The 18,149-nt window shown below is 62.7% G+C and carries 12 protein-coding genes; all 12 read left to right on the top strand.

The genetic code is table 11. The annotated features are described in order from the left end of the window. Positions 1-2 precede the first annotated feature (2 nt). The 12 genes from flgJ to ACMGG8_RS26425 all read left to right on the top strand — a co-directional run bounded on the left by flgJ (position 3) and on the right by ACMGG8_RS26425 (position 18,140). Positions 3-1,265 carry a flagellar assembly peptidoglycan hydrolase FlgJ gene (gene flgJ / locus ACMGG8_RS26480; RefSeq protein WP_414158711.1) on the top strand — a complete coding sequence of 421 codons (1,263 nt, stop codon included), beginning with the start codon at positions 3-5 and terminating at the stop codon, positions 1,263-1,265. A 10-nt stretch (positions 1,266-1,275) separates the two neighbouring features. Next, on the top strand, positions 1,276-3,327 hold the full coding sequence (gene flgK / locus ACMGG8_RS26475) for a flagellar hook-associated protein FlgK (RefSeq protein WP_060838121.1): 2,052 nt from the start codon (positions 1,276-1,278) through the stop codon (positions 3,325-3,327). 13 nt (positions 3,328-3,340) lie between these two features. After that, the gene (locus tag ACMGG8_RS26470; RefSeq protein WP_060838122.1) at positions 3,341-4,909 is read left to right on the top strand and encodes a flagellar hook-associated protein 3; all 1,569 of its coding nucleotides are present in this window, start codon (positions 3,341-3,343) and stop codon (positions 4,907-4,909) included. 120 nt (positions 4,910-5,029) lie between these two features. After that, entirely contained in the window at positions 5,030-8,602 is a 3,573-nt protein-coding gene (locus tag ACMGG8_RS26465; protein ID WP_414158710.1) for a glycosyltransferase, read from the top strand. Positions 8,603-8,856: 254 nt separating this feature from the next. Next, positions 8,857-9,630, top strand: a complete 774-nt coding sequence (gene rfbF / locus ACMGG8_RS26460; RefSeq protein WP_060838124.1) for a glucose-1-phosphate cytidylyltransferase — start codon at positions 8,857-8,859, stop codon at positions 9,628-9,630. Then, complete coding sequence (gene rfbG, locus ACMGG8_RS26455; RefSeq protein ID WP_414158709.1) at positions 9,612-10,694, top strand: CDP-glucose 4,6-dehydratase; 1,083 nt, start codon at positions 9,612-9,614, stop codon at positions 10,692-10,694. The genes rfbF and rfbG overlap by 19 nt, the downstream gene beginning before the upstream one ends. Continuing rightward, on the top strand, positions 10,691-11,251 hold the full coding sequence (locus ACMGG8_RS26450; RefSeq protein WP_060838126.1) for a dTDP-4-dehydrorhamnose 3,5-epimerase family protein: 561 nt from the start codon (positions 10,691-10,693) through the stop codon (positions 11,249-11,251). Before rfbG ends, ACMGG8_RS26450 begins: the two co-directional genes overlap by 4 nt. After that, complete coding sequence (locus ACMGG8_RS26445; RefSeq protein WP_414158708.1) at positions 11,248-12,474, top strand: methyltransferase domain-containing protein; 1,227 nt, start codon at positions 11,248-11,250, stop codon at positions 12,472-12,474. Before ACMGG8_RS26450 ends, ACMGG8_RS26445 begins: the two co-directional genes overlap by 4 nt. Positions 12,475-12,479: 5 nt before the next feature. After that, a complete protein-coding gene (locus ACMGG8_RS26440) occupies positions 12,480-13,337 on the top strand; it encodes an NAD-dependent epimerase/dehydratase family protein (protein WP_060841895.1) in 858 nt (285 codons plus the stop codon). Further along, on the top strand, positions 13,327-14,397 hold the full coding sequence (locus ACMGG8_RS26435) for a class I SAM-dependent methyltransferase (protein WP_414158707.1): 1,071 nt from the start codon (positions 13,327-13,329) through the stop codon (positions 14,395-14,397). The genes ACMGG8_RS26440 and ACMGG8_RS26435 overlap by 11 nt, the downstream gene beginning before the upstream one ends. A 20-nt stretch (positions 14,398-14,417) precedes the next feature. Further along, positions 14,418-15,155, top strand: coding sequence for a cephalosporin hydroxylase family protein (locus ACMGG8_RS26430; RefSeq protein WP_060838129.1), 738 nt, complete (start codon positions 14,418-14,420; stop codon positions 15,153-15,155). Positions 15,156-15,206: 51 nt separating this feature from the next. Beyond that, positions 15,207-18,140 (top strand): TIGR00180 family glycosyltransferase, encoded by a 2,934-nt coding sequence (locus ACMGG8_RS26425; RefSeq protein WP_414158706.1) that lies wholly within the window; start codon positions 15,207-15,209, stop codon positions 18,138-18,140. Positions 18,141-18,149 lie beyond the last annotated feature (9 nt).

The raw sequence follows: 18,149 nt of genomic DNA, 5'->3' as shown, positions 1-18,149 counted from the left end.
CCATGGATATACGTAAGAGCGGATTGATTGGCAGCGGCGATTCCGGGTCCTATTCCGACCTCAATCGTCTGCAGCAACTCAAGGTCGGAGACAAGAACGGCGAAGCCAACGTGCGCAAGGTGGCGCAGGAGTTCGAATCGCTGTTTCTCAACGAAATGCTCAAGTCCATGCGCAAGGCCACGGATGTCATTGCCCAGGACAACCCGCTCAATACCCCGGCCGCCAAGCAATACCAGGACATGTACGATCAGCAGCTCGCGGTGTCCCTGTCGCGTGAGGGTGGCGGTATCGGCCTGGCCAATGTGCTGATGCGCCAGATGATGAAGAACAAGCCGGCCACGCCGGGCGCCACGCCGCCAGCCCAGGTCGCTGCGCCAGTGGCGACACCGACGCCGATTGCCGCGGGCACCAGTGCCCAGGATGGTCCCTTGAGCCGGTCCAATGGCCAGCGGCCGTTGTGGGCCTCCCGTGCCCATGACCCGTTGCGAACCTCCGTGGCCCATAACGACATGGTCCTGCTCAACCAGCGTCGCCTGTCGCTGCCAAGCAAGCTGACCGATCGCCTGTTGACCGGGATCGTGCCGTCGGCCGGCGGTGTTGCCGATGCCACCACTCAGAACCCTGCGCCGAGTCGCACCACGGCGGCCGCTGATGCGGTGCTGCGCGGCGAATGGCGGGTCAACCAGGGCTATGCCGCGTCCCAGGGCAAGATGCGCGTGTATGGCCGGGCCATGGCCCAGCCGCCGTTGGCGCCGGCCAAGCGCGCCTTCAGCTCTGCCGACGACTTCGTGGCCACTATGCTGCCAATGGCGCAGCAGGCGGCTCAGCGGATCGGCGTCGATCCTCGCTATCTGGTGGCCCAGGCCGCGCTGGAAACCGGTTGGGGCAAATCGGTGATGCGCCAGCAGGATGGCACCAGCAGTCACAACCTGTTCGGCATCAAGGCCGGCAAGAGCTGGCAGGGTGCTCAGGCCCGGGCGATCACCAGTGAGTTCCGCAATGGGCAGATGGTCAAGGAGACGGCGGCGTTCCGTTCCTACGATTCCTATCAGGACAGCTTCCACGATCTGGTGACCTTGTTGCAGAGCAACAATCGCTATCAAGAAGTGCTGAAGGTGGCCGATAAACCAGAACAGTTTGTTCGCGAGTTGCAAAAAGCCGGGTATGCAACGGACCCGGATTACGCTAGCAAGATTTCGCAGATAGCCAAGCAGATGAAGAACTACCAGAACTACGCTGCGGCGGGCGTTTCCACGAATTTATAAGGTCTGAATCATGAGTTTGCTCAATATCGGGATGTCGGGGCTGGCCGCCAGCCAAACGTCGTTGATGACCACGGGTAACAACATTGCCAACGCCGACACCGCCGGGTACTCGCGCCAGCAGACCGTGCAGGGCACCAAGGCCTCCGCTCAATTCGGCAATGTCTTCATCGGCACCGGTACCACCCTGGCCGACGTGCGCCGGGTGTACAACAGCTTCCTCGATGCCCAGTTGCGCACCGCCACGTCCCTCAATAGTGACGTGGCCGCCTACCAGGGCCAGATCAGCCCGATCGACCAGTTGCTGTCGGACAACGGCACCGGCATGAACGGCGCCCTGACCAAGTTCTTCGCCTCGCTGCAGAACCTCAATGCCAAGCCCACCGACGAGGCCTCCCGGCAGTTGCTGCTCAGCGACACTCAGGCCTTGAGCAACCGTTTCAATTCGGTGTCCAGCCAGCTCAACGAGCAGAACAGCAACATCAATGGCAACCTGGCGAGCATGGCAGACCAGGTCAACAAGCTGGCCAACACCGTGGCTCAGCTCAACCAGAAGATTTCCGAGCTGTCGACCAACGGCAACGGCATGCCCAACGATCTGTTGGATGCCCGTAATGAAACCGTGCGTCAGCTTTCGACGTTCATCGGGGTTCAGGTATCGGAGCGCGGTTCGAGCCTCGATCTGTACCTGGGCAGCGGCCAGCCACTGGTGATGGGCAACTCTGCCAACACCCTGGAAGTGGTGCAGGGCAAGAATGATCCGACCCGCTCCATGCTGCAGATCAACCGGGGTACCAGTACCGCGGACATCACCAACGTCACCACGGGTGGCGAGATCGGCGGCCTGTTGCGCTATCGCAGCGAAGTGCTGGACCCGGCCATGAATGAACTGGGGCGCGTGGCCCTGGTGGTAGCCGACCAGATGAACAGCCAGATGGCCCAGGGCATCGACAAGAACGGTGAATTCGGCGGCAACCTGTTCAACGACATCAACAGCCTCAGGATGATCAGTCAGCGCAGCATGGCCAGCGCGACCAACAGTGCCGGTTCGGGCAACTTCAATGTGACGATCAAGGACACCGGCAAGCTGAGCACCAGTGACTACACGGTGACCTTCAGCAGTGCCACCGATTACAGCGTCAAGCGTTCCGATGGCTCCGACCTGGGTAGCTTCAGCACGACCACCAGCCCGGCGCCGGTGATCGACGGCTTCTCGCTGAACCTCACTGGTACGGTGGCCGCCGGTGACAGCTTCAAGATCATCCCGACCCGCAATGCCGCAGCCACCATCCAGACGGAAATGACCGACTCCAAGCGCCTAGCTCTGGCCGCGCCGTTGAAGGCCGAGCTGGGTGCCGGGGTCAAGAGCTCCCTGAGCATTTCTTCGCAGCCGTCCCTGGCAGTGCCGATCGACAACTACGATGTAGCCAGCAAGCTGGAGATGCAGACCGCTCTCAAGAACTCCGGCCCGGTCAAGGTGGTGTTTAACGCGGCGTCCGGCGGCAGCCAGACATACGATTACTTTGACGCCAAGGGCACCAAGATGGGCAGCGGCTCCATCGTGCCGGGGCAGAGCAACGTCCTGAACCTGCAAGTCAATATGCTCGATGCCAGCGGCAACCCGATCACCGACGGCGGCACGCCACCCGTGACCAAGACCTTCACGGTGCAAATGACCGTTGCCGGTTCGCCCAACGCCGGTGACAACATGAGCATCTCGGTGAATGGCGCCGGCTCTTCCGATAACCGCAACGGCCTGGCGTTGTCGGGCCTGCAGACCAAACAGACCGTGGACACCGGTTCGGCGAGCAAGGGCATCACCCTGGTGGATGCCTACGGCAAGCTGATCGAGAACGTCGGCGCCAAGGCCAGCCAGGCCAAGCTCGACACCGCGGCCAACGGCTCCATCCTGGCCAACGCCAAGGGTGCCCGGGACTCGCTGTCCGGGGTCAACCTGGATGATGAGACCGGTAACCTGGTCAAGTTTCAACAGTACTACACCGCGTCTTCGCAGATCATCAAGGCTGCGCAGGAAACCTTCAGCACGCTGATCAACAGCCTTTAAGGAGTCGTAGCCCATGCGCATTTCCACCGCCCAGTATTACGAGACTTCGGCTGCCAACTATCAGAAGAACTTCTCCAACGCGATCAAGAGCGGCGAAGAAGCCAGCAGCCTGGTCCGGGTCAAGACCGCCGCCGACGATCCGGTGGGCGCTGCCCGTCTGCTGCAATTGGGTCAGCAGGCTTCCCTGCTTGATCAGTACAAGGCCAACAGCAACTCGATCAAGGCTTCCCTGGGCCAGGCCGAGTCGGTGATGACCAGCATCAACAACGTCCTGGACCGCGCCAAGCAACTGGCCGTCGGCGCGGGCAGCGCCGGTTACACCGATGCCGACCGCCAGGCCAATGCTGCCGAGCTGGGGCAGATCGAAGAGCAACTGCTGAGCCTGATGAACTCTCAGGACGAAAACGGCAAGTACCTGTTCGGTGGTTCCAAGGACGACGTTCCGCCGTTCAGTCGCAACTCCGATGGCACCTACAGCTACAACGGTGACCAGAGCAGCCTGAAACTGCCGGTGGGCGACACCATGATGATGGCCGCCAACAGCACCGGTTGGGATGTGTTCCAGCAGGCGCTCAACACCAGTCGTAGTCAGGTCACCATGACCTCGCCGGCGGTGGATGATGGACGGGTGTCCCTGTCCAATGGCCAGATGAGCAACAGTGGCGCCTACAACAGCCAGTTCCGCGCTGGCGAGCCTTATACCGTGTCGTTCGTCAGCGGTACCCAGTTGCAGATCCTCGATGGCAGCGGCAACGATGTGACCGCCGAGGCCAGCAAGGGTGGCGTGGTCGGTACTTCGCCGAATCAGACGGTGAGTTTCCGGGGTATCGATCTGAACCTGAACGTCAATCTCAAGTCCGGCGATGTCGCCAACACGGTGCTGCCGGGCCACAGCTTCACCCTGGCGTCGAAGCCGGACACCTTCAACGTTGCGCGTTCTCCGGGCAACCCGAGCATGACTCAGGTTTCAGCCACCAGCGTGACGGACCCGGTGGCCTACAACTCGACGTTCCCGAGCGGTAACGCGGTGCTCAAGTTCACCAGCGCCACCAACTTCGACCTGTATGCCGCGCCGCTGACGGCCGACAGCAAGCCAGTGTCTTCAGGGGTGGTCGGTCCGGGCAATATTGCCACTGCGGCAGGTGTGAGCTTCACCCTGACGGGCGCTCCGTCGCCGGCCGCCAACGATCAGTTCAGCGTGGCGGTCAACACTCACGAAACCCAGAATATCCTGGACACCGTGAGTCAGTTGAAAAACGCCTTGAACACACCCACCGACGGTAACGTCCTGGCGACCCAGAAGCAGTTGGCCGACCTCGCCTCGGGCATGGCCAACCTGGCCAGTGGTGTCGATCAGCTGTCCATCGGCATCAGCTCCATCGGTGGTCGTGGCTCGGCGTTGGCCACCCAGAACGAAATCAACGAAAGTCTGGCGGCAGCCAACGTCACCACGCGTTCGGCCATCAGTGATTCCGATCCGGCCGAAGTCATGACCCGTCTGACCCTGCAGCAGACCATGTTGCAGGCCTCGCAGTTGGCCTTCAGCAAGATCACTCAACTCGGCCTGTTCAACAAGGTCTGAGTACAAGGCGTTCGAGCCCGTCTCGAACGCCGTGATCGTCGAGCCGTCAGCCGTCTTTTTTAAGCGGTCCTGCAGCCCTGGTCTTTCTGGCCGGGGCTCGCCGCTCGAGAGTTTGCAACCGTGAACCAAGCCCCTCTAGTCAGCATCGTCATCCCCGCCTTCAACCCGCGTTTCTTCAGTCAGGCTCTGGACAGTGCCCTGGCGCAGACCTACCAGCCCCTGGAAATCGTCATTTGCGACGACAGTGCCGACGATCAGATCCAGTGTATCGTCGAAGCCATTGTCGAGCCTGCACATCCTGTGCGCTATCTGCGCAACCCGCAGCGCCTGGGCCTGCAGAAGAACGTCCTGCGCTGTGTTGAAGAGGCGCGTGGCGAGCTGATCAAGGTGTTGTGTGATGACGATCGGCTGTTTGCGCCCAGCATCGCCCTGCAGGCACCGGTGCTGATCGACAATCCGGATATCAACCTGGTGTGCGCACTACGGGTATTCAGTGACGCCGGGAATTTCATCCTGCCGCCGCGGGTCGACAACTGCCGTTTTACCTACAACGATGCCGTGCTCAAGGGCGAGGATATGCTGGCGATCTTCGAGAGCACGCCGCGCAATTTCCTCGGCAACTTCAGCTCAGCGCTGATGCGTCGTGCCGATGTGCTGGAGCTGCTGCCGGCATTGATCCAGGAAGGTGCCGGTTTTGTAGCGCTGCTGGATTTCGCTCTGTTCATCTGCCTGATGCGCCGTGGCAATCTCGCGGCGTTGGTGACGGTGCTCAGTTGCGAGCGCCTGTACCCGGGGCGCCTGAGCGCGACCCCGGAAATGCTCAAGCAGGCACGTAGTGAGTGGGAGTGGCTGGTGCAGATGCTGGCCGCACGCAGTGGCGAGTCGGCGCCGGCGGCAGGCTGGGTGCGCTATGTCGATATGGCTCGGGAGGCCGAGCAGCCGCGTAACTGGCAGGAGCTGTGCGTGACCCGGGTGCTGGGCAACCGCAGTACCGTGGTCGATGGCCGGGTCGGTGGCGAGAGCATCAGTTACGAGGATTTCTATCGGGAGTGGCTGTCGGTACGCAAGTTTTCGGCGGTGGAGCAGCGGCTGATGCCTCAGCGCATCGACAGCTGGCCGCGGCGGGTGCAACTGGTGCCGGTGGTCCTTGACTTTGAGGGCGATGGCGAGGCACTTGCTCGGACTCTGGACAGCATTGATGGTCAGTTGTTCGCGCCTGCCGCGGTGCTGGTGTTATCGGTGGGCGAAGAGCAGGTGCGTGATCGGGTTCTGCATCAGTCTCTGCGAGGTGACTGGGTGCAGCAGCTCAATGAGCTGGTGCCGCAGTTGGAAGGTTGCGACTGGTTCTATCTGCTGCAGGCCGGTGATCGCCTGCAGGAGTCGGCACTGTTGATCCTTGCCGAGCGCATCGCCAATACCCCGGCCATGCTCTGTGCCTACAGCGATGAAGGCGCGTTGGTAGAGGGTGAGTCGTCGGAGCCGGTGTTCAAGCCTGACTTCAACCTCGACCTGATGCGCTCCTATCCCTATGTCGGTCGCGCCCTGGCTTTTTCTCGCGAGCGTTTCATGGCCGAGGGCGGTTTCGACCCGGTCCGTGGCGAGCTGGCGCCCCAGGATCTGCTGTGGCGGATGGTGGAGGCGGCCGGGCCGCAGACCATCGAGCACATTGCCGATATCCAGCTGGAGTCCGAGTTCAGCTTCGCCCAGTGGTTGTCCCGCCCTCAGGTGATCGAGGCCAGTGAAGGGCTGGTGGCAGCGCATTTGCAGCGCATCGGCGTGGAGCACCGGATTGTTCATGATGATCTGCCGCTGCTCAACCGCATTGATTACCTGCATGCTAGCCGACCGTTGGTGTCGATCATCCTGCCGTGCGGTGACTCCCTGGCGACCCTACAGCGCTGTGTGGAAAGCCTGATCGAGCAGACGGCCTACAACCACTATGAAATTGTGCTGATGGATGCCGGCAGTCGCGACCCGGCCATGGCCGACTGGCTGACAGCCATGGCCGAGTTGGGTGGTGCCATGCTGCGAGTTCTGCCTTATGTCGGTCCGCACAGCCATGCTGCGCTGATCAACAGTGCGGCGAGCCAGGCGCGTGGCGACTACCTTTTGCTGCTCAGCCCGAGGGCGCTTATCTGCAGTGGCGACTGGCTGGATGAGCTGCTTAATCAGGCCCAGCGTCCGGAGGTGGGCGTGGTGGGGGCACGGATCCTGGCGACTGATGGTTCCATTCTCCATGCCGGTCAGGTGCTGGGTATGGCCGGGCCTGTGAGTTCGCCTTTTGTCGGCGAAGCCATGGACGCCAGGGGCTACATGCAACGACTGCAAGTGGTACAGAACTGGAGTGCGGTCAGTGACGATTGCCTGATGGTGCGCAAGGAGGTCTTTGCCAGCCTGGGCGGCCTGGATGAGCAGGCCTTCGCCGGCGAATTGGGGGCGACCGATCTGTGTCTGCGGGTCGATCGAAATGGCTATCTGGTGGTCTGGACGCCTCATGCCACCCTGATGCTGCGACCAGCATCGCCTGCCGTTGACAACAGCGAGCGCCAGCTGGTCCGCGAGGCCGAGCAGGAGCGCTTCTATCAGCAGTGGATGGCGAAGATCGCTCGCGATCCGGCCTATAACCCGGCCCTTAGCCTGGGCTATTCCAGCTTCAGTCTGGAACCTTCCTTGCGCAACAACTGGAATCCGTTCTGCAGTCGCGCGTTGCCCTTGATCCTCGGCTTGCCGGTCAACAGTTCCGCGGTCGGGCATTACCGGGTCACAGGTCCCCTGGCGGCACTGGAAGAAGCGGGGCGGGTGATTGCCCGGGTGGCCTACGAGTCGCCGTCCACGGTGGATATCGAGCGCCTGTCGCCGGATACCATCATCCTGCAGTGCCGCTATAGCGAAGGGGCGGCCAGTGACATTCTGCGGATGAAAAAATATTCCAGCGCCCTGCGGGTCTTCGAGCTCGACGACTACATCGTCAGTGCGCCGAAGAAAAACACCCACGCTCGGAACAAGCCGGTGAACACCGAGCAGATGCTGCGTGAAGGCATCGGCTTGTGCGATCGGGTGGTGGTGACCACCCAGCCACTGGCAGACGCCCTGTCGAGCATGCACAGCGACATCCGCGTGGTGCCCAACATGCTGGCGCTGGACCCCTGGGCCAGCTTGACCAGTCGTCGTGGTACCTCCAGCAAGCCTCGGGTGGGTTGGGGTGGTGGCACCAGCCATACCGGCGACCTGGAGATCATCGCCGAGGTGGTGCGCGAGCTGGCGAACGAGGTCGAGTGGGTATTCTTTGGCATGTGCCCTGACGACTTGCGTCCTTACGTACACGAATTTCACTCGCTCACCAGCCTGCAAAGCTATCCGTTCAAGCTGGCCAGCCTGAACCTGGATCTGGCGCTGGCTCCGCTGGAGTTTCATATCTTCAACGATTGCAAGAGCAACCTGCGGCTCCTGGAGTACGGTGCCTGCGGTTATCCGGTGATCTGCACCGACACTGAGGCCTATCGCGGTTTCCTGCCTTGCACCAAGGTCCGCAGCAACAGCACCGAGGAATGGTTGCAGGCGATCCGCATGCACCTCTCCGACCCGGCAGCCAGCTACCGCATGGGCGATGAGCTGCGAGAAGCGGTGCATCGCGACTTCATGCTGCGTGACGATAACCTGCGGCATTGGCTGTGGGGATGGTTGGCGGACTGATCCAATCTTGGCCGGTGATGCCCACCGTCACCGGCCGCCTCTCTGGGCAAGCATCACTCGAGTGACTGTCCTTGCGGCCTTCTGCGTTGCCTGCACGCAATTGGCGCACTTCCTGCAAGTCCCCAGTAAATCGCCATAAATCCTTCACTGCGGCGCGGTGCAAGGGACCCTTGGGTTGCGATGAATGATCTGCATCTGGCGCCGCGCCAGCCCTGAATGGGCTGACCTGGCCCACGAAGAGCAAGAGGACAGCGATGAAGGCCGTAATTCTGGCAGGTGGACTGGGAACGCGAATCAGCGAAGAGTCCCACCTCAAGCCCAAGCCCATGATCGAGATCGGTGGCAAGCCAATTCTTTGGCACATCATGAAGCAGTATTCCGCCCACGGGATTCATGACTTCGTGATTTGCCTGGGCTACAAGGGCTACGCGATCAAGGACTTCTTTGCCAACTACTTCCTGCACACCTCGGATGTGACCTTCGACATGCGCAACAACCGCATGGACGTGCATCAGAACTACAGCGAGCCCTGGAGCGTGACGCTGATCGACACCGGCGAGGAAACCATGACTGGTGGGCGCCTGCGCCGTGCCGGGCGCTACCTGCAGGATGAAGAGGCGTTCTGCTTTACCTACGGCGATGGTGTGTCAGACCTGAACATCGGCGCCCTGGTGGATTTTCACCAGGCCCACGGCAAGCTGGCCACCGTGACCGCGGTGCAGCCGCCAGGCCGCTATGGCGCTCTGGATCGCAAGGGCGATCAGGTCCTGGGGTTCACTGAGAAACCCCGTGGCGACGGCGGCTGGATCAACGGCGGGTTCTTCGTGTTGTCGCCCAAGGTGCTGTCTTACATCGATGGCGACAGCACCACCTGGGAAGCCGAGCCGCTGATCCAGTTGGCCAAGGATCATCAACTGAGTGCCTACGAGCACTCAGGTTTCTGGCAGTCCATGGACACCCTGCGCGACAAGAACCATCTGGAACAGCTCTGGCAAAGCGGGGAGGCCCCGTGGAAGCAGTGGGACTGAGTCCGGAGTTCTGGCGCGGCAAGCGGGTCCTGCTGACCGGCCATACCGGCTTCAAGGGCAGTTGGCTGAGCCTGTGGCTGCAAAGCCTGGGCGCAAAGGTCAGCGGTTTCGCCCTGGATCCGGGGACCGAGCCGAGCCTGTTCGAGCTGGCCCGGGTGGCCGAGGGGATTGACGATCATCGTGGCGACCTGCGGGACCTGGGCAGCCTGCTGGAGCTGATCGCCCAGGTCGAGCCGGAAATCGTCCTGCACCTGGCGGCCCAGCCCCTGGTGCGCGAGGCTTACCGTGATCCGCTGGGGACCTACTCAAGCAACGTCATGGGCACCCTCAACCTGTTGGAAGCGATCCGTCAGGTCGGTGGGGTGCGCGCCTGCGTCCTGGTGACCACCGACAAGGTCTACGCCAATCAGGAATGGCTGTGGCCCTACCGGGAAAACGAACCCCTGGGTGGTCATGATCCCTACAGCAGCAGCAAGGCCTGTTGCGAGCTGCTGGCCCAGTCCTATGCCTCCTCGTTCTTTGCCGCCGAGCGTTACGCCGAGCACGGCCTGGCCCTGGCCACGGCCCGCGCCGGCAATGTGCTGGGCGGGGGCGACTTCGCGCCCGAGCGGCTGATTCCCGATGTGCTCAGGGCCTGGTCCGCCGATGAACCTGTGACCCTTCGCTTCCCCCAGGCGGTGCGCCCCTGGCAGCACGCCCTGGAGCCGTTGGCCGGCTACCTGCAGCTGGCGGCTGGTTTGTATGAGCAAGGTCCGCAATACGCGGGGGCCTGGAACTTCGGTCCCGGCGAGCAAGACATGTGCAGCGTCGGTGACGTGGTGGGGCTGCTGGCCCGGCACTGGCCTGAAGCCCCGGGGCTGCGGATCGAGCCCAGTGAGTTGCACGAAGCCGGTCTGTTGCGCCTGGACAGCAGTCGTGCGCGACAGCTGTTGGGCTGGATGCCCCGCTGGACCCTGGAGCAATGCCTGGTGCAAACCCTGGACTGGCACCTGGCCTGGAAAAGCGGAGCGGACATGCGCTCCGTGACCCTCGGGCAGTTGAACCTGTATCGGGGGGCGCTGTGAGCGAGTTCCAGGTGCTGGCGCTGCCCTTGGCCGGGTTGTTTGAGGTGCGCCACAAACGTTTCGAGGATCAGCGCGGACATTTTTCCCGATTGTTCTGCGAGGGCAGCCTGAGTGCCTTTGGCCAGCCTTTCCATATCCGTCAGATCAACCATTCCTGCACCCGCGAACGCGGCAGCGTGCGCGGTCTGCACTACCAGACCGCGGCCCGACCCGAAGCCAAGCTCATCACTTGCCTGCGCGGTGAGGTCTGGGACGTGGCAGTGGACCTGCGCCCCGAGTCGCCGACCTTTCTGCATTGGCATGCCGAGCACCTGCGCGGCGGCGACGGCCGCAGCCTGTTGTTGCCGGCAGGCTTCGCCCATGGTTTCCAGACCCTGAGCGAGGATGCCGAACTGCTCTATCTGCACAGCGCCGACTACGCCCCGGAGCACGAGGCCGGGTTGTCGGTGCTGGACCCGCGCCTGGCGATCAACTGGCCGCTGCCTGTCAATAATCTGTCGACCCGGGATGCCAGCCACCCCTTGCTCGATGCCGCTTTCGCTGGAGTGAGTCTATGAATTGCCGCGGTTGTGGCGCATGCCTGAGCCTGCCTCTGATCGACCTGGGCACCTCGCCGCCGTCCAACGCCTATCTGCGTGCCGGGCAGTTGGATCAGGCCGAGCAATGGGTGCCGCTCAAGGTCCAGGTGTGCCAGCAATGCTGGTTGGTGCAGACCGAGGACTACACCCGCGCTGACCACTTGTTCGACGCCGACTACGCCTATTTCAGCTCGTTTTCCAGCACCTGGCTGCAACATGCCCGGGACTACGTGGCGCAGATGGTCGAGCGTTTCGGCCTGGATGCCCAAAGCCGGGTAGTGGAGGTGGCGGCGAATGATGGCTACTTGTTGCAGTACGTGGCCCAGCGTGACATCCCTTGCCTTGGGGTCGAGCCGACTCGCAGTACCGCCCAGGCGGCGCGGGACAAGGGGCTGCTGATCCGTGAGTCGTTCTTCGGCCGCGATACCGCCGCGCAGTTGCTGGCGGAGGGTTGGGCCGCCGACCTGATGGCGGCCAACAATGTGCTGGCTCATGTGCCGGACATCAACGACTTCCTCTGTGGTTTTGCCGCCTTGCTCAAGCCCACGGGCGTGGCGACTTTCGAGTTCCCCCAACTGCTGACCCTGATGGCCGGGCAGCAGTTCGATACCCTGTACCACGAGCACTATTCCTACCTGTCGCTGACCGCGGTCCAGGGTTTGTGCCAGCGCAACGGCCTGGAAATCTTCGATGTCGAAACCCTGTCGACCCATGGCGGTTCGCTGCGGGTGTTCGTGCAGCGTGTCGATGGCCAGCGCCGTCCCGTACTGGACAGCGTGGCGCGTCAGTTGCGGCTGGAACAGCAGGCCGGGGTGAACACACCCGGGTACTACCAGACCCTGGCGCCGGCCGCCGAGCGGATCAAGCACGAGCTGCTGCGCTTCCTGCTCAAGGCCAAGGCCGAAGGCAAGCGCGTGGTGGGTTATGGCGCGGCGGCCAAGGGCAATACCTTGCTCAATTACGCCGGGGTCAAGCCCGACCTGTTGGCCTGGGTTGCCGATGCCAGCCCGCACAAGCAGGGCAAGTACCTGCCGGGCAGCCGGATCCCGGTGGTCGCGCCCGAGCGCATCGATCAGGAGCGTCCGGACTATGTGCTGGTACTGCCGTGGAACCTGCTGGACGAAGTCAGCGAGCAATTGGCCCAGGTACGGCAATGGGGCGGGCGCTTCGTGATCGCGGTGCCCGAGTTGAAGCTGCTGTGAAGGGCATGACGGTGCTGGTCACCGGCGCCACCGGCTTTGTCGGTCGGCATCTGGTCGCGGCCTTGCTGGCCCGGGGATGCCGCGTGCGTGCGCTGGCGCGGGATGCGGACAAGGCGCGGCAGTTGCCCTGGTTCGACGCGGTGGAGTTTCGCGCCCTGGACGTGCACGCCCCGCAGCTCGATGTCGCGGCCTTGGTGGAAGGCGTCGATGCCTTGGCCCATCTGGCCTGGCCGGGGCTGCCCAACTATCAGGCGCTGTTTCATCTGGAACACAACCTGATGGCCGACTACCGCTTTATCAAGGCCGTGGTCGAGGCCGGGGTGAGCCAGGTGCTGGTCACCGGCACCTGCTTCGAGTACGGCATGCAGAGCGGGCCGCTGGGTGAAGAGATCGAGGCGCGCCCGAGCAATCCCTACGGTTTGGCCAAGCACAGCCTGCATCTGTTTCTGCAAGCCCTGCAGCAGCAGTTGCCCTTCAGTTTGCAGTGGGCACGGCTGTTCTACCTGCATGGCCCGGGGCAGAACCCCAAGAGCCTGCTGGCGGCGCTGGACCGAGCGATCGATGCCGGTGACGAGGTTTTCAATATGTCCGGCGGCGAACAACTGCGGGACTACCTGGCCATCGAGGCCGCCGCCGGCCACCTGGCGGCGCTGCTCGACCAGCGCGGATTTTCCGGAGTGGTCAATTGCTCCAGTGGTCGGCCGGTATCCGTGCGCTCCCTGGTGGAGCAGCGTATCGCTCAGCGCGGTGCGGCGATCCGCCTGAACCTGGGGCATTACCCGTACCCGGACTACGAACCCATGGCGTTCTGGGGCTTGAACCAGCGCCTGCTGCACATAACAGGAGCCGAACATGGCGCATGAGTTGTATCGGGTCGCCGATTTGCCGGTGCTGCAGAACCGCACCTTCGCCGATGCCCAGAGTGCCCGTGCCTCGGCGTCTGCGGATATCGTGCTGGTGCAGGACCTGCAGAGCGGGCTGATCTTCAATCAGGCCTTCGATGCCGACAAGCTCAGCTACGACAGCGACTATCAGAACGAGCAGGCTCACTCGGCGCAGTTCCAGCAGCACCTGATGGACGTGGAGGGCATCATCGCCCGCCACTTCAAGGGGCGTGAGCTGATCGAAGTCGGTTGCGGCAAGGGCTATTTCCTCGAGCTGCTGCGCAGCGAGGGCTATGCCATCACCGGCATCGACCCGGCCTATGAGGGGGCCAATCCCGAGGTGATCAAGGCGCCGTTCACCCGTGGCCTGGGGCTGGCGGCCGAGGCCATCGTGCTGCGTCATGTGCTGGAGCATATTGCCGACCCGCTGGCCTTTCTGGCAGAGATTGCCGATGCCAACCAGGGTGGGCAGATCTACATCGAAGTGCCGTGTTTCGACTGGATCCTTGAGCATCGCGCCTGGTTCGATGTGTTCTATGAGCACGTCAATTACTTCCGTCTCCAAGACCTGCAGCGCATGTTCGGCACAGTGCATGAAGCCGGGCATCTGTTTGGCGGCCAGTACCTGTACGTGGTGGCGGACCTGGGCAGCTTGCAGTCGGCGTTGCCGGCGCCGCTGCAGCCGTTGCGGATGCCGGCGGATTTCACCGCCAGCATCGAGTGTGCCAAGCGCATCATCCAGTCGGCGCCGCACACCGCTGCCGGGATCTGGGGCGCCTCTTCCAAGGGCGTGATCTATTCGCTGTTCCTGCAGCGTGCCGGTGTCGCAGTGGATCAGGTCGTCGATATCAACCCGGCCAAACAGGGCCGTTACCTGCCGCTCAGCGGCATGCGCGTGTCCTCGCCCCAGGAAGCCATGGAGGCTCTGCCGGCGGGCGCCAACCTGTTCGTGATGAATTCCAACTACCTCGAAGAAATCAAGCACATGACCGACGGCCGTTACGTCTATCACGCCGTCGATAGCGCTTCGTTCAGCTAATTTGCCATTGAGAACCGAACATGACCGAGCACAACGTCATTCAAGCCTTTGAACAAGAATGCCAGGCGCAGATCAGCGCCCAGGGCCAGGATGAAAAGCTCAAGGGCCTGGCCCGCGATTTTTTCAATGAGTCTGCGGCGCACAAGTACAGCTATCACTTTTCCTGGATGGGCCGGCCGATCATCCAGCTGCCCCAGGACATGATGGCGATGCAGGAGATCATCTGGCGGGTCAAGCCGGACCTGGTGATCGAATGCGGCATCGCCCATGGCGGTTCGATCATCTACTACGCCTCGCTGCTGGAGCTGCAGGGCCATGGCGAAGTGCTGGGCATCGACCTGGATATCCGCCCGCATAACCGCGAAGCCATCGAGCAGCATCCGATGAGCAAGCGCATCCGCATGATCGAAGGTTCGAGCATCGATCCGGCCATTGCCGAGCAGGTGCGGGCCGCGGCGGCGGGCAAGAAGGTGATCCTGGTCCTGGACTCCAACCACACCCACGAGCACGTGCTCGAAGAGCTGCGCCTGTATGCGCCGCTGGTGTCGGTCGACAGCTACTGCGTGGTCATGGACACCGTGGTCGAGGACATGCCGCCGGAGTTCTTCCCGGACCGTCCGTGGGGCCCGGGCGACAACCCGAAAACCGCGGTCTGGGCCTATCTGGAGGAGAACCGCGATTTCGAGATCGACTACCAGATGCAGAACAAGTTGCTGATCACCGTGGCACCGGACGGTTACCTGCGTCGGGTTCGTTAACTATCAATGGTTGCAGGTTTAAGGCGTTTGGCCGGTTGTGGGGAAGTACCTATGTGGGTTGGAGACAAAGCAATGAATGACAAAGCACCCCTGAGTGAGCGTTTCACCCTTGTGCTGCTGTCCCACAACCGCAAAGCGTTCATGCGGCGCACCTTGCAGTATTACAGCACCTATCCCTGCTCGATCCTGGTACTGGATTCGTCGCTGGAGGCGGACGAGTCGCTGTCGCAACTCTACCCCCGGGTCGACTACCGGCATCTGCCGCAGTTCGGCTACAAGGGCTTGCAGGACAAGCTGACCTACGGCATGAGCCTGGTGACTACGCCCTACATGGCGTTCGCTGCCGATGACGATTTTCTCCTCCATGATGCGCTGACCAGCTCCCTGGAGTTTCTTGAGGCCCATCCCGACTACGGACTGTGCCACGGCTACGGGATGATGTACCTGGCCCGGGCTTCGGAAACCAATTACTACCGCCGTGATCGCCGGGTCATGGAGGACTATGGCGCCGATGATGCCCAGGACCGGGTGATGAATTTCATGGGGCATTTCCTGCCGCCGTTCTATGCGGTGACCCGCACCGACCTGCTGCGCCAGTGGTATGAGCTGTTGCCACCGGGGGTGAGTTTCGAATGGCAGGAAATCGGTCACTCCTTCTTCCTGCTGGCTTGTGCCAAGGCGCGGATCCTGCCGATTCCGTTTGCCGTGCGCGAGGCCAACTACGGGGCCTCGGAGCACAACACCAATGTGCTGACGGTGCTGACCTACAAGGACGCGCAATCGGTGGCCCAGCGTGAGGCGTTCGCCGAATTCCTCGCATCGCTGCCCACCGGTTTCAGTGACCGGGACCCCGAGCAGGTGAAGCAGATCGCCCTGGACAGTTTCACCGCCATGGCCGACTGCCTGCTCAGCGGACGCTCCCTCAAGGGGACGGCGATCTTTCGTTCGGCCTGGGTCGAGGTTGGAGCCGAGCCGGTACGCTCCTTCGGTCCCGAGCAGTTCGTCGAGATGCCGTTCTACAACCAGCCGATGTTCGATCTGCTGACTGAGTTGGAATTCCTCATGCACGCCATGCCCACCGGGCGCCTGCAGCTCAAGGAGCTGGAGGGCGTGTTGCTGCGTCAGGAAGAGTTGATGCGGGTCCATCCCAATGACACGCCGCAAAGCCTGCGCGCCCGGTTGTGGGAAGCGCTGACCCTGAACCTGTTCAACCGCGAGGTGGTCAAGTGCCTGGCGGAGTCGATGCAGGACAGCGAAGAGCCCGAGGAGGCGCGCAAGCTGCAGGCCTGGGCCGAGCGCCTGGCGTCGGTGCCAGGGGTAGACAGTCGTGCCCTGTTCGACGCGACCGAGTCGGGACGCTTGCTCAAATGGCTCGAGGCCCGTACTCCGGAGCCGGCACAACTGAGTGCCATCGCTGCGCACCTGGCGCGTCATGCCGGAGGCCCGCAGGTGCAGATCCTGTTGCTGGACCTGGACGCTGATCTGGTCAAGTTGCAGGCTACGCTCGACAGTCTGCTGGCCGGCCATTACAAGGCGTTCAAGCTGGTGGTGTTCACCACGGGCGAGCTGCCGGCCACCACCACGGCCCAGGACACCTTGCACTTCATCAAGGTCACGGAAAACAACTACGTCGAGCGCATCAATCAGGCCATGGCCCAGTCTCGCGCCGACTGGGTGTTGTTGGCCGAGGCCGGTGATCAGTTCACCGCCAGCGGCCTGCTGCGGGCGAGCCTGGAATTGCTCGGCGCCGAAGGTATTCGGGCCGTGGCCATGGACGAGATCCAGCGCCGTGCCGATGCCACCTTGACTTCGGTGTTCCGCCCCGGGGTCAACCTCGATCAATTGCAAGGCACGCCGGCGCTGATGGCCCGGCATTGGCTGCTGGACCGCGAGACGGTGCTGCGGGCCGGTGGTTTCTCCCGAGAACTCAAACAGGCGTTGGAGCTGGACCTGCTGCTGCGCCTGATCCAGGACGGCGGTCTGGCCGGCCTGGCCCACCTGGCCGAGCCATTGCTGATTTGTCAGGCCCCTGGGGACAAGGCAGAGACCGAAGAGCGGCAGGTACTGACCCGGCACCTGGCCGCACGAGGTTATCGCGCTCAGGTTGGCTCAGCGCAGCCGGGCACTTACCAGATCGAGTATCAGCACGCCGAGCGACCGCTGGTATCGATCATTCTGCCCAGCCAGGACAATTTCGCCGAGTTGCAACGCTGCCTGGTCAGCGTCCTGCAGCGCACCCGCTACCAGCGCTATGAAGTGCTGATCGCCGAAAACCACAGTCAGAGTGCCGAGCTCGACAGTTGGCTGACCAGCCTTGAAGGCCGCGGCGAGCGTATTCGTGTGTTGCGCAGCGACCGGCGCCTGAGCGCTTCGGCCTTGTTCAACATGGCTTGCCGGGAAGCACGGGGCGAGTACCTGGTGCTGCTCTCGGCCGAGGGTGAAGTGGTCAACGCCAACTGGATCGAGAGCCTGCTCAACCAGGCCCAGCGTCCGGAAGTCGGGATTGTCGGCGCCAAGCTGGTGAACGAAAGGGGCATGACCACTCAGGCCGGCCTGATCCTGGGCTTCGACGGCCACCTGGGCGCCGCCTTTGCCGGCGAGGCCAAGGACGCGGCGGGCTACATGAACAGCCTATGGGTGGAGAAGAACTACTCGGCGGTGTCCGGTGCCTGCCTGATGATCGCCAAGGCGCTGTTCGAGGCGGTGGGCGGACTGGACGAAGAGCATTTCGACCAAGCCTTCGCCGATGTCGACCTGTGCCTGAAAGTCGCCGATGCCGGTTACCTCACCGTAGTGACTCCCCAGGCGCAGATTCAGCACCCGGGCACCCTGGCGCAGGATTCACAAGCCGCAGCGGCCCTGCAGGACAAGTGGGCGGCGCGCTTTGCCCAGGATAGTGCCTATAACCAGAACCTTTCATTGAGCGGCAAGGGCTTTACCCTGGGCGTTGCTGGCGCGGTGAACTGGGCTCAGTTGCTCGGATAAGGAGCCAGT

The organism is Pseudomonas sp. BNK-45 (assembly GCF_047456255.1).
In the GTDB taxonomy this organism is placed as follows: Bacteria; Pseudomonadota; Gammaproteobacteria; order Pseudomonadales; family Pseudomonadaceae; genus Aquipseudomonas.
The sequence above is the reverse complement of the archived record's forward strand: the minus strand, read 5'-3'. Positions and strand labels throughout refer to the sequence as shown.